This window comes from Alteromonas sp. BL110 (genome assembly GCF_003443615.1).
In the GTDB taxonomy this organism is placed as follows: domain Bacteria; phylum Pseudomonadota; class Gammaproteobacteria; order Enterobacterales; family Alteromonadaceae; genus Alteromonas.
This window is the reverse complement of sequence record NZ_CP031967.1, coordinates 3,424,156-3,443,075: the sequence shown is the minus strand read 5'-3', so window position 1 is coordinate 3,443,075 and position 18,920 is coordinate 3,424,156. Positions and strand designations below refer to the sequence as shown.

The 18,920-nt window shown below is 43.2% G+C and carries 19 protein-coding genes; 4 read left to right on the top strand and 15 right to left on the bottom strand.

What is annotated here, in order from left to right; genetic code table 11:
- Window positions 1-113: 113 nt before the first annotated feature.
- The gene (locus D1814_RS14865; RefSeq protein ID WP_118493598.1) at window positions 114-680 is read left to right on the top strand and encodes a hypothetical protein; all 567 of its coding nucleotides are present in this window, start codon (window positions 114-116) and stop codon (window positions 678-680) included.
- A 136-nt stretch (window positions 681-816) separates the two neighbouring features.
- On the opposite strand, the gene D1814_RS14860 is transcribed toward D1814_RS14865, so the two are convergent.
- From D1814_RS14860 to fadR, 4 genes are all read right to left on the bottom strand, one after another.
- On the bottom strand, window positions 817-1,596 hold the full coding sequence (locus D1814_RS14860; protein ID WP_118493595.1) for a hypothetical protein: 780 nt from the start codon (window positions 1,594-1,596) through the stop codon (window positions 817-819).
- Between the two features lie 211 nt (window positions 1,597-1,807).
- Window positions 1,808-2,167, bottom strand: a complete 360-nt coding sequence (locus D1814_RS14855; RefSeq protein WP_025255732.1) for a phasin-related domain-containing protein — start codon at window positions 2,165-2,167, stop codon at window positions 1,808-1,810.
- A 170-nt stretch (window positions 2,168-2,337) separates the two neighbouring features.
- Window positions 2,338-4,515 carry a S9 family peptidase gene (locus tag D1814_RS14850; RefSeq protein WP_118493592.1) on the bottom strand — a complete coding sequence of 726 codons (2,178 nt, stop codon included), beginning with the start codon at window positions 4,513-4,515 and terminating at the stop codon, window positions 2,338-2,340.
- Window positions 4,516-4,868: 353 nt separating this feature from the next.
- Complete coding sequence (gene fadR / locus D1814_RS14845; protein WP_118493589.1) at window positions 4,869-5,579, bottom strand: fatty acid metabolism transcriptional regulator FadR; 711 nt, start codon at window positions 5,577-5,579, stop codon at window positions 4,869-4,871.
- Between the two features lie 429 nt (window positions 5,580-6,008).
- Between fadR and nhaB the strand changes: the two genes are divergently transcribed.
- Genes nhaB through D1814_RS14830 form a run of 3 tightly spaced genes read left to right on the top strand, consistent with a single transcriptional unit; the run spans window position 6,009 to window position 8,659 of the window.
- Window positions 6,009-7,583 (top strand): sodium/proton antiporter NhaB, encoded by a 1,575-nt coding sequence (nhaB, locus tag D1814_RS14840; protein WP_118493585.1) that lies wholly within the window; start codon window positions 6,009-6,011, stop codon window positions 7,581-7,583.
- Window positions 7,584-7,586: 3 nt separating this feature from the next.
- Window positions 7,587-8,114: a disulfide bond formation protein DsbB gene (gene dsbB, locus D1814_RS14835; RefSeq protein ID WP_118493582.1), complete on the top strand. Its 528-nt coding sequence runs from the start codon at window positions 7,587-7,589 to the stop codon at window positions 8,112-8,114.
- Window positions 8,111-8,659 (top strand): GNAT family N-acetyltransferase, encoded by a 549-nt coding sequence (locus D1814_RS14830; RefSeq protein ID WP_118493579.1) that lies wholly within the window; start codon window positions 8,111-8,113, stop codon window positions 8,657-8,659. Before dsbB ends, D1814_RS14830 begins: the two co-directional genes overlap by 4 nt.
- 74 nt (window positions 8,660-8,733) lie before the next feature.
- Here the strand turns inward: D1814_RS14830 and D1814_RS14825 are convergent, their stop codons facing one another.
- The 11 genes from D1814_RS14825 to tsaB form a co-directional block, all read right to left on the bottom strand.
- Window positions 8,734-10,017: an alginate export family protein gene (locus D1814_RS14825; protein WP_118493576.1), complete on the bottom strand. Its 1,284-nt coding sequence runs from the start codon at window positions 10,015-10,017 to the stop codon at window positions 8,734-8,736.
- A 135-nt stretch (window positions 10,018-10,152) separates the two neighbouring features.
- A complete protein-coding gene (locus D1814_RS14820; RefSeq protein ID WP_118493573.1) occupies window positions 10,153-10,647 on the bottom strand; it encodes a YcgN family cysteine cluster protein in 495 nt (164 codons plus the stop codon).
- Window positions 10,644-11,312 carry a fumarylacetoacetate hydrolase family protein gene (locus D1814_RS14815; RefSeq protein WP_118493570.1) on the bottom strand — a complete coding sequence of 223 codons (669 nt, stop codon included), beginning with the start codon at window positions 11,310-11,312 and terminating at the stop codon, window positions 10,644-10,646. Before D1814_RS14815 ends, D1814_RS14820 begins: the two co-directional genes overlap by 4 nt.
- The gene (locus D1814_RS14810) at window positions 11,312-12,394 is read right to left on the bottom strand and encodes a lytic murein transglycosylase (RefSeq protein WP_118493567.1); all 1,083 of its coding nucleotides are present in this window, start codon (window positions 12,392-12,394) and stop codon (window positions 11,312-11,314) included. The genes D1814_RS14815 and D1814_RS14810 overlap by 1 nt, the downstream gene beginning before the upstream one ends.
- 6 nt (window positions 12,395-12,400) lie before the next feature.
- Entirely contained in the window at window positions 12,401-12,697 is a 297-nt protein-coding gene (locus D1814_RS14805; protein ID WP_118493564.1) for a YcgL domain-containing protein, read from the bottom strand.
- Window positions 12,698-12,771: 74 nt separating this feature from the next.
- Window positions 12,772-13,929 (bottom strand): ribonuclease D, encoded by a 1,158-nt coding sequence (rnd, locus tag D1814_RS14800; RefSeq protein ID WP_118493560.1) that lies wholly within the window; start codon window positions 13,927-13,929, stop codon window positions 12,772-12,774.
- Window positions 13,930-13,991: 62 nt separating this feature from the next.
- Complete coding sequence (gene fadD / locus D1814_RS14795; protein ID WP_118493557.1) at window positions 13,992-15,644, bottom strand: long-chain-fatty-acid--CoA ligase FadD; 1,653 nt, start codon at window positions 15,642-15,644, stop codon at window positions 13,992-13,994.
- A 121-nt stretch (window positions 15,645-15,765) separates the two neighbouring features.
- Complete coding sequence (locus D1814_RS14790; RefSeq protein WP_118493555.1) at window positions 15,766-16,605, bottom strand: alpha/beta fold hydrolase; 840 nt, start codon at window positions 16,603-16,605, stop codon at window positions 15,766-15,768.
- A gap of 99 nt (window positions 16,606-16,704) precedes the next feature.
- Window positions 16,705-17,358 (bottom strand): Slp family lipoprotein, encoded by a 654-nt coding sequence (locus D1814_RS14785; protein ID WP_118493552.1) that lies wholly within the window; start codon window positions 17,356-17,358, stop codon window positions 16,705-16,707.
- Between the two features lie 349 nt (window positions 17,359-17,707).
- Window positions 17,708-18,001, bottom strand: a complete 294-nt coding sequence (locus tag D1814_RS14780; RefSeq protein ID WP_118493550.1) for a hypothetical protein — start codon at window positions 17,999-18,001, stop codon at window positions 17,708-17,710.
- Window positions 18,002-18,136: 135 nt separating this feature from the next.
- The gene (tsaB, locus tag D1814_RS14775; protein WP_118493548.1) at window positions 18,137-18,853 is read right to left on the bottom strand and encodes a tRNA (adenosine(37)-N6)-threonylcarbamoyltransferase complex dimerization subunit type 1 TsaB; all 717 of its coding nucleotides are present in this window, start codon (window positions 18,851-18,853) and stop codon (window positions 18,137-18,139) included.
- Between the last annotated feature and the right edge of the window lie 67 nt (window positions 18,854-18,920).

Genomic DNA, 18,920 nt, shown 5'->3' with positions numbered 1-18,920 from the left:
AATGGCCTTGCTGAAAGACGTAAAATCAAACTCAAATACAACTACCTCTATGCGTAGCCTACGGCATTAATATTTCTTATACTTGTTTTTATTATTCAAAAGGGAATTTAAGTATGAAAGCGGATGACGAAATTACTATTACACGAGAACTAGCCGCTTCTAGTTTTTGCAACGCAAATTTAAATATTAATAAAGATGCCGTCGCTATTACTCCAAACCTTAGAAGCTATTTGTTTGAATGGGGAATGCATCTCTTCTGCTGGACAATATGCATATACATGTCAATTAAAGTTTGGCAGTTGGAACCCAACCTTAATTCTAAAACCGAGTTTGTCATTGGCGTATTTACACTAGGGGCACTCTTTAGTTTAGGCACAGCTTTTATATGCAGAAGAAGCAGAAGAGCATTTTATTTTGACCTAAAAGAAAAAGTGTTAAACATCGGCAGTTTGAACAACCCGAAAGCTACAGTTGCTTTTGATTCTTTTGAAAAGCTTCTTTTAGTAACGACACGAATATATACATCAGGTACGCAAAGAACTTATCACGAGCTAAGCATTCTAACTTCTAACCAAACGAGAATTGCGTTAATGTTTCACGGAGATTATTACGCAATACAAGATGACTCAGATATACTGGCCAAAATTCTTGGATTAGAGGTGGATAGTTTAGAAGCCTGACACCACAGATAATTAACTCTACACTCAAACAAAAAGAAATCTAAACGAGCCTAGACGAAGCAGCGCCAAATATACGCGTATCCATTTATTTGGCGCTATTATTACCAAAAATGACCTTTATCTATATTAAATGCGTTTACTCGCCTTTCTTTGTGGTGTCAGACGAACCCGTTGCATTTTTAGTCGAGCTTTTGGCCGGTGTAACTTCGGTATTAGCCGTTGTTTTGCGCACTGTGCTCTTTGCTGCCGTTGACTTTGCCGCAGTGCGCTTATTTGCTGTTCCGGAAGCGGCCTTTTTAGTCGAACTCGACGATGCAGTGGCCGTTGTAGCGGCCGATTTGGTTGCACTCGACTTGCGGGAGCCCGTGGTCGTCGAAGAAGTCGTAGCCGACTTCGTTGAAGCACTTTTAGTTGCTGTAGTTTTAGAGGCAGTTCTTTTAGTGGCAGTAGCCTTGCTAGCAGTACTTGTCGCTTCGGCTTTTTTAGCTGCTTCTTTTGCAGCTAAAAGGGCTACCTGCTCGACGAGCAAATCCACTTTTGCACTTAACATTTCAAGTTGCTGCTCTTTTTGTTGACGTCTTTGACCGCCAGATAATGCCGAAAATAACGGCGTTGATGCCACCAGTTTTTGTGCAGTGTCGACTAAAGCGAATGGATTAAGTGTACGTCTAAGTTCACTTTCCACTTCTAGGCCTTTAACCTGCATTGCATTAATCGTCTCGTGTGTATCGTCAATTCTCTGGCTGACTACACCTGCAGCTTGATCTAGCTTTTCAGATAATAGATCTGAACCAGCGAATAACCACCCAAACAAGGGGGACGATTTTAAAGGTGAAGCGTTGCTACCATTTAGTGTTGTCGTTTTTCTTTCGGCAACAGGCACAACTTCTGGATTGGGAATATTTTTGTTGCTCATAACGCCTCCAATGCGGAGATTTGTAAGCATGGCAATGTAAGGAATATTTAAAGCTTAGTTTCAAAGCTTTGTTTAAGCGCTCGACTTAAGTTTGAACGCACGCCTTTCATGCCACTCAATTGCAATTTCCGTTAACACCCTTCTTTAGCGAAGTAGTAGCTGAAAACTGAGTATTGGGCACAACATGTGGTGCCCAATAAAGACTATCGCTTTACTTGCTTGCTGCTAGTTTGGCAACAGCTTCAGTAAGGGCATCGATTTTTGCTGAAAGCTCTTCAATGCGCTGATCTGCAGGTTCAGAATCAAGACCAAGTTTTTTACGAACGTCAGCTACACGATTTTCTACATCGTTAGTGGTCGATTTAAATTTGCTCTTTGCATCGTCTTCTAAGGTTTCGCCTTTAGTCACTAGCTCGTCGAACATTTTGTTCGCTTCTTCGCTTAGTTTCTCGTAACGCCCTTGCGCTTCTTCAACGCTTTTACCATAAGCGCCTAAGCCTGCTAACCAAATTTTACGCGCCATTTCTTCGGCTTCGTTAATTTTGCCTTTAATTGTGTCAGTAGTAGTCATGTTCAGCTCCTATGAATGCTAATTTTGAGTGTGTTTCAACACCATAGTTAAACTGTACGCTTAACAATTAGAATCCGCATACTAAAAACGCTAAAAAATAAAAAAGCCCGAAAAGTGGTGACTTATTCGGGCTTCAAGACAAAAGCTAAATTCAAAAAATTAGCATCGAATTAAAGAGGTACACCCGCTAGATGCAAAACAAAAGCATATTCTAGGGCGGTTGATTCAAAACGCTTGAAGCGTCCCGACGCGCCGCCGTGCCCTGCTTCCATGTCTGTCTTAAACAGAAGCAAGTTATCGTCGGTTTTATACTCTCTAAGTTTCGCAACCCACTTCATAGGCTCAAAGTATTGAACTTGCGAATCATGCAACCCTGTAGTCACTAGCATGTGTGGATAATCTTTAGCTTCAACTTGATCGTAAGGCGAGTATGACAGCATGTAATCAAACTCATCTTTATTTGCTGGGTTACCCCATTCGGTATATTCACCTGTGGTCAATGGAATAGTCTCATCGCTCATAGTGGTCACCACATCAACAAAGGGCACGTGAGCACTCACCCCTTTGTATAGCTCAGGGGCCATATTCACAACGGCGCCCATTAGTAATCCACCTGCGCTGCCGCCCATTGCAAATACGCGGTCTTTATCAGTGTATTGTTTCGCAACCAAACCTTTAGATACGTCAATGAAATCCGTAAACGTATTCATTTTTTGATGCATTTTACCGTCTTCGTACCATTCGCGCCCCAGCATTTGACCGCCACGAATGTGCGCTATCGCAACTACAAAACCTCGGTCAATTAAAGAAAGCCAGCTGCTTCTAAATGTCGGGTCAATAGTTGCGCCATACGAGCCATAAGCGTATTGATACAGTGGATTAGTGCCATCTTTTTTAAACTTCTCTTTACGATAAACCAATGAAACCGGTACCATTGCGCCATCGCGCGCTTCAATCATTACTCTCTCAGATGCATAAGCGGAAGAGTCAAATGTGTCAGATACACGGGTTTGCTTCATTACTTCACTTTCAAGCGTATCAAGGTTGATATCAATGATAGAGCCTGGCGTAGTTAACGAGCTGTAATAGATTCTAAGCTTGTTAGTATCCATTTCAGGGTTTGCATTGAAGTACGCACCGTAGATTGGATCTTGAGTTGGTATAACCTTTTCTTCTTTTGTCGTTAGGTTATGCACAACCATGCGTAGCATACCGTTTTCTTTCTCTTTCACTACTAGGTGATTTTTCATCACCTCAATGCTTTGAAGAAAGACCTCAGGACGGTGTGGGACTATTTCTTGCCACTTTGACACGTCACTTGTGGCATCTAGCGGCGCCTTCATTACTTTGAAGTTTTTTGCATCGATGTTAGTTAAAACGTAATAACCGTCACTTGCTTTTGCTACGCTGTATTCCTGACCGTCTTTAATAGGTAGAAATACTTCTGATTGAGACGCAGGATTGCCTGCATCAATCAAAGTCACGCCAGTTTTATCAGTGTTAGAATGATGAATGTAAATGACGCTGTCGTCTTTGCTTTTACTAATGTAAGTATAAAACGTAGGGTCGCTTTCTTCGTACACTAAAACATCGTCTTCTTGAGAAGTACCCAGCTTATGGCGATACACTTGATAGCCTAAAAGGGTTTGCGGATCTTTTTTCACGTAAAATAAATGTTCATTGTCGTTCGCCCAAACTGCGCTGCCTGACGTGCCCTCTAATACATCGTTTAGCTTTTCACCGCTATTCAGGTTTTTTACGTATACGGTATAAATTCGACGACTAAGCGTGTCTTCAGAGTACGCCATAAGCGTATTGTCACGGCTCACCGAGTAACTTCCAATACTAAAATAGTCATGCCCTTCAGACATAACATTCGCATCAAGCAAAACTTGCGGCTCAGCATCCAGCGAAGGCTTTCTTAGATATACAGGATACTCGTTCTCACCTGAATAACGTGTGTAGTACCAATAGCCGTTATCGAACACTGGTACCGTGGAATCGTCTTTCTCTATGCGAGAAACCAGCTCTCCATAAAGCGTCTCACGGTTTTCTTTGAGCGGAGCAAGTACTGTTTCTACGTAATTGTTTTCCTGCTCTAGGTGCGCCAATATCTCTTTATCGGTGCGTGAATCATCGCGCATCCAATAATAGTTGTCGTTTCTGGTCACTCCATGCGCCGACATTTCGTAAGGCACTTTTTTCGCTACTGGCGCATTTACTTTCGTATTTAACATAACTGATGGTGCCGTCTTGTCTAACTCTTGTTGAACGTTTTCCGTTTTGTTCTCAAGGCTACAGCCTGACATCAGCCCGCCTGCAGCAAGTGCTATCCATATGAATTTCATTATTTTTCCTTTATATCCACGTTTATTCACGCTTTTTGCTTTGTCGCCACCCAAAAATGTTCTGTTTTACTCTACCGTAACCCTGAATGTGTGCGCCAAAAAGCCCTTCGCTGGTTTATATAACGAGTATATCTAAATGAATGTGTGGTTCTAGCGTTGATGACATATGTATGAAGGCTAGGTGGGAATTAAGTGTTACAAAATATAAACGCCTTGCAAACAGAAAGATATCGTGCAGGTTGTACAGACAAAAACACCGCATATTCCGAAAGAACATGCGGTGTTTAAAATGAACGCTTGTTATCGAATTTGGAACAGGGTTTACGTTCTTCTGAACCTAAACGTCACTAACCTTAATCTACTAAATCTTTTGGCATTTCGTCACGAATGGCTTGCCATACCTTACCACTCTCAATACCGTAATTTCTTACCACGACAGGAACCCTATCGTATTCGCCCTTCTCTGCTGCATCAAGCAAGTCTGCGTAATACTTCATGGCGATATCTCGTGCCGGCTGATGCGAAAAGAAGTAACCACCTATTCGCGAGTAAAGCCCGCGAAAGCCATTCATCATCAGAACAAACACGTTGTTGTTAGAGGCCAGCGCTAAGTCATGGGTCATCTGATAATCAAACTGCGCAAACGCTAAGCCTTCTTGTTCAACATTTTTGTATCGAGCGATAATATCTGCAGACGCTTGAGGGTTGTTACGGATAGCGCCTCTGATGAAAACCGCACTTAAATTAGTGCGCGCTGCGAGCAAATTATCGACAAGTTCTGGAATGCCCTCTTGGTCCAAGCGAGCAAGAGTTTCAAGAATGTTCAGACCGCACGTTTCCCAGAAATTATTTACCTTGGTTGGCTTGCCGTGTTGAATGGTCAACCAGCCATCACGCGCCAAACGCTGTAATACTTCTCGCAAAGTGGTTCGCGTTACACCAATTAACTCAGAAAGCTCTCTCTCTGCAGGCAAAATGGTGCCAGGTGGAAATCTACCACTCCAAATAGATTCAACAATATATTCTTCGGCGAATCCGGCTGGACTCTGTGCCTTATAAATCATAACTAATCGCCTGCACGTTCTTGTTATTTTGCAACTGATTGTACCAGATGCTGTTTTATTATCACAATGAATTATGCTTCGTCCACTAAAGGTTTTAACAACTTGTTAAAATTAAAGTGTTATTTCAAAGGCTATAAAGTCTTACTTGTTCACTTTATGTTCAAAATAGTCGGCATTTTCTATCTTAATGATAATTATCATCAAAAAAGTGATAAATATTCAGTGACTTTCATATGGTGGGGTCTGTGAATTGCTTTCTCAAGGCGGTAATATCATGTACGCTTAATTTCCGACTATAATGACAGCAACGAAACGGCGGTTAGACGAATTAAATCGTACGGCACCAGCAGTTTAAGTATGCAATAACCGGAACTACACATTATAAAGATGCGCAAAATGCGTGCTTTGTTGTAAAAGGAACAGGAACTCATGCAAACCTCAATGATCGCGGCGATCTATAAGAATTTCCTGGGACATGCGCCCGACTGGTATAAAAAAACCATTATTGCCTTTCTCATTGTTAATCCCTTCATCTTTATGGTGGATCCTTATATAGCTGGCTGGACGCTTGTCATTCAGTTTATTTTTACGCTAGCAATGGCGCTTAAATGCTACCCACTCCAACCAGGTGGACTCCTTCTTATCGAAGCCATGTTTATCGGTATGACGACACCCGGTCACATGATGCATGAAATTGAAGTGAATTTAGAGGTACTGCTACTACTCGTCTTTATGGTGGCAGGCATTTACTTCATGAAAGATTTACTTATGTACTTGTTTACCAAATTGGTGATTAAGGTACGCAATAAGTTAATACTGTCGCTTTCGTTTATTTTTGCCTCTGCGTTTTTATCTGCATTCCTTGACGCCCTAACAGTAGTGGCAGTAATAATCAGTGTAGGCTTGGGCTTTTACTCTATTTATCACAAAGTGGCGTCAGGCAAAGAGTTTCATTCTGATCACGACCACACTAGTGATGACGAATTAGGAAGCCACGATTTAGAAGACTTCAGAGCATTTCTACGCAACCTTATGATGCACTCAGCCGTAGGTACAGCCTTAGGCGGCGTTATGACCATGGTAGGTGAACCCCAAAACCTAATTATCGCTGATAAAGCAGGTTGGGATTTCGTCGAGTTCTTTATCCGTATGGCACCTGTTACCCTGCCTGTCTTCGTATTCGGTTTGTTAACAACAATCGTTCTTGAAAAGACAGGTACATTTTCTTACGGAGCCAAGTTGCCAACAGCAGTTAGGCAGATTTTGGTCGACTATAACGACCATATGGATAAAGGCCGCAGCAAGCGAGAAACAGCAAAACTCGTAGTACAAGCACTTATTGGCCTTTGGTTAATTGTTGGTCTTGCTACACACATGGCATCGGTCGGCTTAATTGGTTTGTCTGTAATTGTACTAGCTACGTCGATGAGCGGCGTAATTGAAGAGCATGCGCTAGGAAAAGCATTTGAAGAAGCACTGCCTTTCGCTGCGCTGCTTTGCGTATTCTTTGGTGTAGTGGCAGTTATTATTGACCAGGGCCTCTTCCAGCCAGTTATTCATTGGGTACTATCGTTTGAAGGCGAAACCCAGATGGTGATGTTCTATCTGGCAAATGGCGTTCTGTCGATGGTGAGTGACAACGTATTTGTTGGCTCAGTGTATATCACGGAAGTAACAGCGGCTTTACAAGCAGGTCAAATTACTCGTGACCAATACGATATGCTTGCGGTTGCAATTAACACAGGTACCAACTTACCAAGTGTTGCAACACCAAATGGCCAAGCGGCTTTCTTATTCTTGCTAACGTCGGCCATCGCCCCGCTACTTCGCTTGTCATACGGCCGCATGGTGATGATGGCGCTGCCGTACACGATTGTGCTTACTATTGTCGGTTTGGTCGCAACCTATATTGGGCTTGCCGATGCTACTCAGTGGCTATACGACATGCACCTTATTGAGCACCACTCGGTTACCGAAGCGGGCGCGCAAGTGGTAGGTCACTAAAGTATGCGCGGATTTATTCACAGCATTAGCCAGTGGGCAGAGCACAAGTCTTCATGGCTTGTGCTTTTCGCTACATCATTAGCATTGGAAATTGCTGCCCTTTACTTCCAATACGGCATGGGCTTGAAACCATGCATTATGTGCATTTATCAGCGTACTGCTATGTACGGCATTGTGTTGTCAGCACTTGTGGTAATTATAAAAAACAACGGATTTACCCGTATGCTTGGTTTTGCTGGCTGGGCGGTATCTGCAGGCTGGGGCTTTTTAATTGCAAAAGAGCACGTGGGTATTCTCAACGCTGCCAATCCGTTTTTTGCCAGCTGTGAAATAGTGCCTAACTTTCCTTCATGGTTACAGCTTCATGAGTGGCTACCCGCAGTATTTGCGGCTGAGGGCGACTGTTTAGAAGACACGTGGCAGTTTTTGTCTATGGGAATGGCGGAGTGGATGCAAATTATATTTGCTGCTTATTTTGTTGTATTTGCCATTGTATTTAGCTGCCGCTTGCTGGATAAGAAACCCTTTTGATCGACTTATCCATTTTACCCTCTCGCCTGCCTCCTATACAGACAGAGCAAGGCCCAATTAGTATTCAGCGCATTGCAGAGAAACACTGCAATGCGCTGTGCGATGCAGGTCAACAATCTATTCATCATGTAAAGCCCTGGTTCGGCTCAGCGGTGTGCCCTGTTACGCCAGCATTGTCGAAGCAATGTATTACTAATATGGAGAAAGCCCGTCAGACAGGTTACGGTCTTACATATTTGTTAATGCACGACGACAAGTGTTTGGGCATGGGTATTATTAATCATATTCACCACAGCCATCTAACTGCAAACCTCGGCTACTGGTTAAGACCTGACGCTTGCGGTAGAGGCTTAGCAACGGCACTGTGTGAAGCGCTAAAAAAGCTCGCATTCTCGCAAATGAATCTGCACCGTCTAGAATGCCTTGTTGAACCAAATAACAAAGCGAGTATGCGTGTTGCCGAGCGAATTGGCGGTGTGAAAGAAGGGCTGTGTAGAAAACGGGTATTTGGTAGAGACGCGCTTCTCTATGCACTTACTACCTAATTAGCTTAATTGTGTAAAGCGGGCCATCTATAGCCCTAACATTCCTTACTTATGTGGCAATGTTGTCTTTACACTTAGAAAGAGTACATAACACCCGTATAGGCGTACATAGAATTATCGGGGCATGCGCCCGTCTCTAACGCTTCGCCTTTAGCGAGGTATGCACCACCTAGTTCGATTCTTAACGGCGCAGATGCTTGATATCGCCAGCGAAACTCTATTTGGTGCCCTAAAAAGTCTTTTTTACCCTCACCCACTTCTTTAAGCCATAGCCCTTTGTACCCTAACATAAGCGTGTTCTCGTCATTTAGCTTTGTAACGCCTCTTAGCCCCGGTGCCAATATATTACTTCGAGGGAATGTTTGATACACGTCCGTTGGACCAAAATCAAACCGCCGTAAACCATAAAGAGAATCAAAGGCTTTTATGGTGTCATCGGTGGCATCATTATCACCACTTGCAGCATCAATTTCAGCTCTTATAAAAGTACTAGCACTGATTTGTTTGCCGATGTGACTATGTACCATCCAAGCACTAACGTCCTTACCGTCAATGTCAGATGTGGATGCAGACTGCCTAGCCTGACCAGTTTGTCCTATCGCTTCTATATTGTATTCCCAGTGTTTTGAAAAGGTTTTTGAATAATCCAGTGACAGGGTAAACAGGTTGCGATTTTTGGTCGCAAGCTCTTTTGAGTCGGATTCTTTTAACCAATAACTATGTACTTTCCATGTGTTATCTTCTGATTGAGCGTAAACGCCAAAAAATCTTCGATTACTAAAACTTTTATCAAAAGCCCGTTTATTACTATCGATTGAGGCCGAATCGATAGGAAAACGAGACAGCGGCAATAGATAAAAACCACGGACGTGCCATCCAGACCAATTTGCGTCAATTAGTGCCCCTTCAAAGCTATTCGTAGCGTTTCTGAATCGTGTACGCCCAATCAACCTACGACTACCGTGATCAAGCGTTACACGTCCGATAGTAATACTATCTAGGTATTCACCAATGCCCTTGTAAGAAATATACAACTGCACTGGCTCGAGCGTATTTACCTGCGAAGATTTGAGGGTGGGGTCATTCTCGTCGAGATAAGCACGAGAATCTTCTATCTCGGCGACAGCCTTCCAATTCCCGAAGTCGGCTTCGCCTTTTAGCCTAATTCGGGTTGAGAGTCGCTCATTGGTTTTGGCGCGGATATTTTCATTGGCGGGGAAAATTGGATTATTAAGCGTTTCATAACGTACTCTAACCGAACCGCTATAGCTAGTGTCTAGGCTTTGTGCTTTTAGTGTTGTGCCCATACAAGTAGTGGCAAACAACAATATCGAAACACTAGCGCTCAATTTGCTCATCTTCAAGCCTTTGAAAATCTGGTAAGAAAAGCATAAGTATAAGCGAGACAATCGCCTTTCACTTACGCTCTTTAGTCTAAATACAAATTTTACAAGGGTGAAGTATTAAACTTGTGTAGTAACAGCTCGCAATGTTTAATCTAAATCTTCTAGCGGCCAAATGGCGATATAGTCTTCAAAGTGGTTGAGATCTACATCGCTTTCAAACACCGTTTTATTACGTACCGACATCCCTTTCGCGTGCATTACGTGTTTTTTACCTTTGTTTAGTAATGGGTGCCAAGAGGGTATCCCCCTCCCTTCATAAAGGCGTCGATAAGTGCAGCTGTTTGGCATAAAGAAAATATCTTTGAGATTTTCTTTGGTTAGCTTCACGCAATCTGGGACTAGCTCTGTGCGTCTTTCATACTGAGTACATTCACACTTTTTCGTATTCAAATACGAACACACAATATTGGTGTAGTGGATTTTTTCGTTTTCGTTGATGTGGTCGGTAACTTCGTATTCTTCAACGGCCTCATCGTCGATGAACTTCTGCAGGCAACACTTCCCGCACCCATCACAAAGAGACTCCCATTCCTTCTGAGACATTTCTTCTAACGACTTAGTTTCCCAAAATGCCACCGTCATTCTGCCACTACCTCTGTATTTAAAGCGAGTAAGCTATCTAGCGACGCCTCAACTTTATCCGCAGGGCTTAACTTACCTACCCCTTTTGGGGTTCCAGTAAGGATGACGTCACCGCTATCTAGGGTAAATATAGATGACATGTGAGCGATAAGTGGAATGATTTTGTGCAGCATGAGCTCGGTATGGCCCTGCTGCCTGACCTCTCCGTTTATGGTCAGGGTAAAGCGCAAATCATCAAGGCTCCCAACTTCACTGTAAGGCACAAAGCCAGAAAGTGGCGCGCTATTATCGAAAGATTTAGCCCTTTCCCAAGGTTGCCCTTGCTTTTTAAGTGCTGCTTGGATTGCGCGAAGGGTTAAATCCAGCCCCAGGCCAATCCCCCAAATAGCGTCTTCGACTTCTGCATGACTGGCATTTTTAAGTGGCGACTTGAGCAGCACCGACACTTCAAGCTCGTTATGGCATTCGCCTTTCTCGGTTGGAATAGCAATGGGCTTATGCATATGGCACAAAGCAGCCTTCGGTTTCATAAACAACAGCGGTGCTTCAGACACCGTAGAGTTCATTTCTTGAATGTGGTCGAGGTAATTTCGACCTATGCACAATACTTTAGTAACGGGTAATGGTATTTCATTACCTTGGGTATCAATGTGACGATATGCCATTAGTAACCTCGCTTTATTCGTTCAGATAAATACCCAACCGAAACGCCAAAATAAGACGACCGGTTCCACTTCATCAGCGTATGGAAATTGTTATATACCAAGTAAATTCGGCCTTTTTCACCATCTGGCATAATGAGTGACGCATCTACGTTAGCTTTGGGAAGCTCGCTGCCGTTATAGCGCTTAACGCCTTTTGTGCTCCAAAAAGATAGCGGCTTCATATTAGATTTCGCGAGGCCTGAAAAGGGTACGGGTTGAGTGAGAGTAACCTGACGCCCCCATGTACCTCTACTATCCCACCCTTCAGATGATAAGTAGTTTGCAATGGAAGCAAACACATCAGCCTTAGTTCCCCAAATATCCTTTTTACCGTCGCCATCGTAGTCTACTGCATAGTTTAAAAACGAAATGGGCATAAACTGAGTTTGGCCCATCGCGCCAGCCCAAGAGCCTTTAAACGCCTCTACGTCGATGTGCCCTTCATCAAGTATGCGAAGTGCAGCAAAAAAATTATCTTTGAAAAGCTTTTCTCTTCGCCCTTCATACGCTAAAGATGCCAATGCGGACAGCACGCTGAAATTGCCCTGAATTTTACCAAAGTTAGACTCGTTTCCCCATAGCGCAACGATAAAGCGTGCTTGTACGCCATATTTCTGAGCAATCTCATCGAGTAGTACTTTATTTTCGTTGTACTGCTTAACCGCTTGCTTTACTTTCCAATCAGGCACTCGCGTTGCCAGATAATCATCTAACGTGATTTTTTTCTCTGGCTGACTTTTATCAGATTTAACGACGGTAGGTCTAAAAGCAATATCAGCGAACGCCAACTCTAGCTTAGCCTTATCTATGCCTTTTTCAGCCGCTTCGTTTTTTAACTGGGTAACATAGCGTTTAAAGCCTTCTTCGCTAAGCTCTTCTTCACTACTCGGCTTACTCTCAGCGTAAGCCGATAGCGAAAGGCTTAAGGTGATACTAGATAAAAGTACGGCGATCTTGAATGGCTTTAGTAGTAACCTGTAGCTACCACGCTTAATGTGAACTGCCAATTGAGCAACTAAGCGGTTTATTATCTTTACTAACATGGATATTTAAAACTTTTTATCCGGATTTTTAGACAAACCCAGGGATTCGCGATGCTGCTCTAGCAGGTTGTCTTCTTTGGGAGGCATTTGTAGGTAAAAACCTTTTTCAGTAAGTTCATCGATAAGCTTTTGCTTATCGATCATACCCAGTTTTTCCCGCTTTTCTAAGGCAATAATAGTCACTAATTCTGGGCGACCAAAGGTTTCCATGAGCGCTTCTGGTACGTCTTCAAAGTGATCTTTTTTTGGCACATATAAATACATACCCTCTTTTTTTCGCGTTTTATAAACTGCGCATAACATAAATGTTTTACTCGCTTTGTAATGGGTGCGGCCGTAAAAATTTACATTCTCACACCCTCGTTTTTTTGTAGAGGTTACTGAGAAGGTGCATCGCCTAACAGTCGAGTTACGTAAGGACGAAATAAGGGCTCACGCCACGTAGACAACACGTCAGGTATTAAACCTTGTACACGGGTCTCGTCAACTGGAAACCAGTACCATTTTAGTAACTGATTAAGCTGTTTTTTAGACGCAATAACGTCGCTGTTCACGTTGTTATCTTTCGCGATTTGATCGCTAATTGCTTTAAGTTCGGCAAGGGTTTTCTTGTATTTAGCAATATCGATAAGCCGCAGCACAACAGGTAACCTGAGCTTCTCTGGTGTTTGCGCGTATTTTGCTCTTGCTTCTTCAATAAGCGTAATGATGGTATCACCATAACGGCGTACTGACTGGTGATTCACACCGTTGATGCGCGAAAGACCAGACTTGTTATCAATAAGACGCTGCGCTGCTTCAAACAAATGGCCTTCTTTGAAAACAAAGTTTAGTGCCAAGTCTTTCTTTCGCGCCGTGTTTAAACGCCATGCGGCTAGCGCTTGTAATACTGTGAGCTGTTCGCTGTTTAGTCGCCAATTGTTTTTAATACTTAAATAGGCAAAATCTTCTGGCATTTGAGCGCGTTTTTTATCTACTAGCAACGCTATTTCTTGGTAAATCCAATGCACCTTGCCCGCTTCTTGAACTTTACTGGCTAGCTGTTGGTAGCATGGCAGTAAGTACAGTACGTCGTTTGCGGCATAGCTAAGCTGCGATTCGCGAAGGGGTCTGGCTATCCAGTCTGTTCGCGATTCACCTTTATCTAGCGTTATATCGCATAGCAACTCTACTAGCTTTGCGTAGCCCAGTGATGGCCCCATATCCAAAATACTGCCCGCCAACTGTGTATCAAATACCGGCGTTGGCACCGTGTCGAAGGCGGTGAGAAACGCCTCAATATCCTCTGAGCACGAGTGCAGCACTTTTACTACTTCGGTATTTTCCATAAGCTCGATAAACGGGCCCATGTTGCCTATAGCAAGCGGGTCAATAAGCACTAGTTGATGGCCGTCGTAGAGCTGAATAAGACCCAGGTGAGGAGTAAGGGTTCTTGTCCTTACAAATTCGGTGTCTAAGGCTACCGCCTCTTGACGTTGTGCTGCAGTGCACACTTTTTCGAGTTGTTCAGATGTTGTAATTAATTGATATTGCATATTTTTGCACAGTAATAAAAAAGCCGGCTAACGCCGGCTTTCAAAGAACTATTTCAATGAAATTAGTCTCGAAGCTCCCGACGCAGTATTTTACCTACATTGGTTTTTGGTAAGTCATCTTTAAAGACAACTTGCTTAGGCACTTTGTAACCTGTTAAATGATTACGGCAGTGCGCGATAACGTCTTTTTCAGTGAGTGAATCGTTATTTTTAACTACGAATAATTTCACAACTTCACCGCTGACTTCGTGAGGAACCCCAACTGCAGCTGCTTCAACAATATGGTCATGCATTGCAGCAACTTCTTCGATCTCGTTCGGGAACACATTAAAGCCTGACACTAGGATCATATCCTTTTTACGGTCAACAATATAGAAGTAACCTTCATCATCTATTGTTGCAATGTCACCAGTGGCTAGCCAACCGTCTTTTAGAATTTCTTCTGTTGCTTCAGGTCTGTTCAAATATCCTTTCATCACCTGTGGGCCTTTTACCCACATTTCGCCCGGCTCACCCTTTTCAACTGGGTTACCATCGTCGTCAAGAAGCTTAATGTCTGTAGAAGGTACAGGCATACCGATGGCGCCTTTATATGCTTCAATCTGTGGTGGATTTACCGCTACCACTGGAGAGCACTCTGTTAGACCATAGCCTTCAAGAAGCACAGTATTAGTAATCTTTTCCCATTTCTCTGCAACAGGGCGCTGAACAGCCATGCCTCCGCCCAATCCAAACTTAAATTTGCTGAAATCAAGCTCGCTAAATCCAGGCGTGTTTAACAGGCCGTTAAACAAGGTATTCACACCCGGTAGGATGGTAAATGGATATTTGCTAAGTTCGTTGACAAAAGCCGGCATGTCGCGCGGATTAGTAATAAGCAAGTTACGGCAGCCGTATTTAACGAACATGAGGCAGTTCGCCAATAGTGCAAAGATATGGTACAGCGGAAGCGCAGTAACAACAAAGTCTTTGCCTTCTTCAATCACGGTTTCTAGAATACCCGACACTTGTTCTAAGTTTGCTACCATGTTGCGGTGAGTTAGCATAGCCCCTTTAGAAACACCGGTTGTTCCACCTGTATACTGAAGGAATGCTAAATCGCCACTATCAATGGCCGGACGCTTATATTCAAGAGACTGACCTTTTTTAACCGCCGACATAAACGAAGTCGTTTCAGACAAGTTAAATGATGGCACCATCTTTTTAACGTACTTAACAACTGCGTTCACAACCCAGCGCTTAGGTGCCGGCAACATATCGCCCAGTGCCGTCAAAAAGACTTCTTGTAGGTTAGTATCTGCAATGACCTCTTCAAGGGTACAGGCAAAATTTTCTACGATAACAATGGCCTTAGCATTGGCGTCGTTTAGCTGATGCTTTAACTCGCGAGCGGTATAAAGCGGGTTAACGTTAACCACAACCATACCTGCACGCAATATCCCAAACATAGCAACAGGATACTGAAGGAGGTTAGGCATCATAATTGCCACAGCATCACCGCGTTTTAGGCCACTCGATTGCAAGTAAGCAGCAAACTGCGCAGATAAGGTATCTAACTCCTCAAACGAAATTGAGTGCCCCATGTTTATGAAGGCTTCTTTGTTTTTAAACTTCTTAACCGACTGCTCGAAAATGTCTACTACAGATGCGTAACGATCGGCATCGATTTCTGCGGAAACGCGAGGGTCGTAATGCTTAAGCCAGGTTTTTTCCACCAAAACCTCCTCTACTTTATTCTTATACTATTTAACGAGCACTTTAGAAGACGTGCCCATGTAACTGGTCTGATAACTTGCGAATAGTATAGGAAGTGTAAAAAAAAATAAACGGCACAATTTACAATTGCTCAACAAAATTGCGAATTAGTAGCCCTACATCATCAGTATTTTCCATGTGAATATGATGACCGCCTACTAATTGTTCGTATTGTGCATTTAAAAACCACCCCTTCCTTTTTGGGAAGACTGTCTCTAAATTTTTGAAACTATTAGATGCACCGATAAAAAGTACAGGACATACAATAGCACGCATAAGAGATTCTGCCTGCTTTTCCGTGAGTCTTAGCGATGATTTTGTGCGAAGTTTAGGGTCGCTCGCCCAGAAGCAGTGTCCACCGGCATCTTGTGTTAAATTTCTAGTCAATATAGAGCGCGCGTGCTCTTCTGGGATATCTGAAATTTTGCATCTCGCTTTTACGGCATCTTCTAAATCAACAATCCGTAACTTATTACGTGATTTGGCATGACGGCTCATAATAGACTCTCGCATCTGCAATGCGGTGGTCTCTTCACTTTCTGTAAGCGGCCCGCATGCGTCTATACTAATCACGGCAGAAACTTTATCTGGGAAGAGCGCAGCAAAAAGACTCGCTAAGATTCCACCAAGAGAATGACCAAGCAGGATAACTTCTTCCCAATTTTGGGATTCAATTAACGCGTACAGGTCTTGTAAATAATCCGCTTGATTGTAGTGTGCACCATGCACACGGTGAGATGAACGGCCATGCCCTGCAAGGTCAATTGCAACAAATCGATGAGTTTGTAGATAGGGCGCTAGCAACCTCAAGCTTTCTGCGTTATCTAAGTAGCCGTGCAAACCAATGACAACTTTGCCAGCACCTTGGTTATCTAACGCAGCTAAGTGTAGTGTTCCAATATTAAACTCTGTCTCTATCATAATATTCCGCTCGGGCAAATAATTGCCGCCTCCCTTACGCTTTCATTCCCAATAGAAAACAAAAAGCGGCAAAGATATGCCGCCCTTTTTTAAGTAACCCTATTGTCGCTTATTGGTGCTTGGTGATTGACCACGCTTCGAATTGTTATTAGTCGGTTTATTATTAGAAGAGGGTATCTTTGCTTTGCTCGGGGCATTTTGATACCGGATAACGCGGGTCCTATTGAAATGGGGGTACATCCACGGCCCATTAAAACGATAGAATGGTGAATACCAGCCGGTGTGATAGTTAAAGAAGTAAGTATTTACGTCGTAAACCTCTTGTTTTCTCCACATATGATAGTCTTCGGCAATAATTGTGGGGTAGATATAAGGTTGTTCCCCTACCATACCAGCAGTGGGTGCGGTTATTGTGCCCAAAAACGTGGCTGAACGCCCTTCTTCAAAAACAATAGGGTCGACAAAACCGTCAATTTGCACTTTGAAACGTCCGGATGTTTCGCCATTCGTGGAAGGTTTTCCATAGTGGTTCAAAGGAAAATGAGCCAGTTCAATTAGCGTTTTATTGGGCTTATTTTCAACCCCAACAATCATACCGCCCCAGCGCGCTTTTTGTCCTTGCGCGTTAGCGCCTGAGGTCACCGCTTTAGAGTAACTAACTAGCTGGGTACCTTCAGGTACATCGATACTTTCTGGAACTATGGTACAGCCTGTAAACAACATGACCGTAAGTAAAAATAAATAACGAGACATTAAAGCGCTCCTCTGAACCCTAGAAAAAACGTTGCGCCTGTTTGGATCGCAAGTAAAACACTAAGTGTTCTAAATGAAATCCTCGTGCGGTAACACATCTAAAAACTCTTATATACTTTTACGCATCTCCTTAAGTTACAAAGAAAAACCGCACTATAGCAACTAAACATTAGCATTATTACGAATCGACTACCACTGTCGTTCAATTAATGTTACGCATATATAAGATACAGGGGCTGTATGGCACTTTGTTTAGAGCATATATGACGGCAATTGGTTCAAAAAAGTATGCGAAACCTAACTATTGATTAGAATGGAAATGCGAATAAAAACTGTCAGAGTGCCGATGTTAAGCGTAGATATCTACACCGAACATCGTTTGAATAGACTCACGTTGCTGTTGCTTTTCGAAACTTGTGTATGACGCTATGGCATTTTGAGAATAACTGTTGCCGTCTTCACGGATAAATCGTTGGTACGCTTGTGCGTTATCCGTTCCCTGTTCGTCGGGCGCAACAACGATCGCTCTGGCAGACGATTCGCTTTGCCCTTTATTTTGTTGATCAGGGTCTTTGTTGATTTTAGCGACACGGCCTTGCGAAGGTTCGGAAGACGGTATGGCGAAGTTATTATTAATAATCATACGACATTAAATGAGGCAAGAAACATACCATTGAGAAGCAAGCCTCAGCATTTACACCCGCCCCTCTTTTTAGTATTAGTCGTTTTATTATTAAATTTTGTCAATTATAGGCGCTCAATTATTTGCGGCGTGTCGCTACTCTCTTCCAGGTAACTTTTTCCACGTTACTTTGTCGCGTAGATAAACAGGTTCAACATTCACAGCTTCAGACACTTCTCCTTTTTCATAAGCATCGTGTGCAAGCTGTAGCATGAATTGCGCGTTTGGAAGGGTAACGTCAGACGTTGTTTCACCAATTACTTCAGACTTCCATTTTGTAAGTTCATCATAGGCAGTCCAGCCTGTTCCAACGGCAATAACAGCCTCTCTGTTATTTTCTCCCAGTGCGTTTAGCTGTTCAATGGCCACCTCTGGCGGACAAACTTGCTCGTCGATAGTGAGTAAAACACCTTCTTCTGTTTGCTTATAAACAGCAAAATACACTTCATTCATGCGCGCATCTGATGCAACTGCGATCAATGCCTCTTTGTCTTCGGTTTTAGACGCCACTTCAAACGCCATTGCTTCAAGGGTACTTACACCGGCGACCTTTAATCCCGTTCCTAGCGCAAGCCCTTGGATCATTCCCGTGGCTATGCGAACTCCGGTAAAGCTGCCTGGGCCTCGCCCAAAGGCTAGTAAATCAAGGTCGCTAAGGGCTACCTGTGCTTCTTTTAACACCTCATCGACCATAGGAAGTAGACGTTGGCTATGCTGCTGAGGACATATTTCAAAGCGCGTAATAACAGTGTCGTTGTACTGAAGCGCCACTGAGCACGCTTCGGTTGCCGTATCTATAGCTAAAATATTCATGTTCTTCTCTTATTTCATATAAGCTGAAAATGGGGCTAATGGCGCATTACACGCTAACCACTTTTCA

What these genes read in the sequence shown, in the direction of transcription:
- D1814_RS14865 (WP_118493598.1), top strand. Translation starts at nt 114, where the DNA reads ATGAAAGCGGATGACGAAATTACTATTACACGAGAACTAGCCGCTTCT.
- D1814_RS14805 (WP_118493564.1), bottom strand. Translation starts at nt 12,697, where the DNA reads ATGTTATGCGCAGTTTATAAAACGCGAAAAAAAGAGGGTATGTATTTA.
- D1814_RS14850 (WP_118493592.1), bottom strand. Translation starts at nt 4,515, where the DNA reads ATGAAATTCATATGGATAGCACTTGCTGCAGGCGGGCTGATGTCAGGC.
- D1814_RS14860 (WP_118493595.1), bottom strand. Translation starts at nt 1,596, where the DNA reads ATGAGCAACAAAAATATTCCCAATCCAGAAGTTGTGCCTGTTGCCGAA.
- dsbB (WP_118493582.1), top strand. Translation starts at nt 7,587, where the DNA reads ATGCGCGGATTTATTCACAGCATTAGCCAGTGGGCAGAGCACAAGTCT.
- D1814_RS14780 (WP_118493550.1), bottom strand. Translation starts at nt 18,001, where the DNA reads ATGATTATTAATAATAACTTCGCCATACCGTCTTCCGAACCTTCGCAA.
- D1814_RS14785 (WP_118493552.1), bottom strand. Translation starts at nt 17,358, where the DNA reads ATGTCTCGTTATTTATTTTTACTTACGGTCATGTTGTTTACAGGCTGT.
- D1814_RS14825 (WP_118493576.1), bottom strand. Translation starts at nt 10,017, where the DNA reads ATGAGCAAATTGAGCGCTAGTGTTTCGATATTGTTGTTTGCCACTACT.
- D1814_RS14790 (WP_118493555.1), bottom strand. Translation starts at nt 16,605, where the DNA reads ATGATAGAGACAGAGTTTAATATTGGAACACTACACTTAGCTGCGTTA.
- nhaB (WP_118493585.1), top strand. Translation starts at nt 6,009, where the DNA reads ATGCAAACCTCAATGATCGCGGCGATCTATAAGAATTTCCTGGGACAT.
- fadR (WP_118493589.1), bottom strand. Translation starts at nt 5,579, where the DNA reads ATGATTTATAAGGCACAGAGTCCAGCCGGATTCGCCGAAGAATATATT.
- D1814_RS14855 (WP_025255732.1), bottom strand. Translation starts at nt 2,167, where the DNA reads ATGACTACTACTGACACAATTAAAGGCAAAATTAACGAAGCCGAAGAA.
- D1814_RS14810 (WP_118493567.1), bottom strand. Translation starts at nt 12,394, where the DNA reads ATGTTAGTAAAGATAATAAACCGCTTAGTTGCTCAATTGGCAGTTCAC.
- D1814_RS14820 (WP_118493573.1), bottom strand. Translation starts at nt 10,647, where the DNA reads ATGACGGTGGCATTTTGGGAAACTAAGTCGTTAGAAGAAATGTCTCAG.
- tsaB (WP_118493548.1), bottom strand. Translation starts at nt 18,853, where the DNA reads ATGAATATTTTAGCTATAGATACGGCAACCGAAGCGTGCTCAGTGGCG.
- rnd (WP_118493560.1), bottom strand. Translation starts at nt 13,929, where the DNA reads ATGCAATATCAATTAATTACAACATCTGAACAACTCGAAAAAGTGTGC.
- D1814_RS14815 (WP_118493570.1), bottom strand. Translation starts at nt 11,312, where the DNA reads ATGGCATATCGTCACATTGATACCCAAGGTAATGAAATACCATTACCC.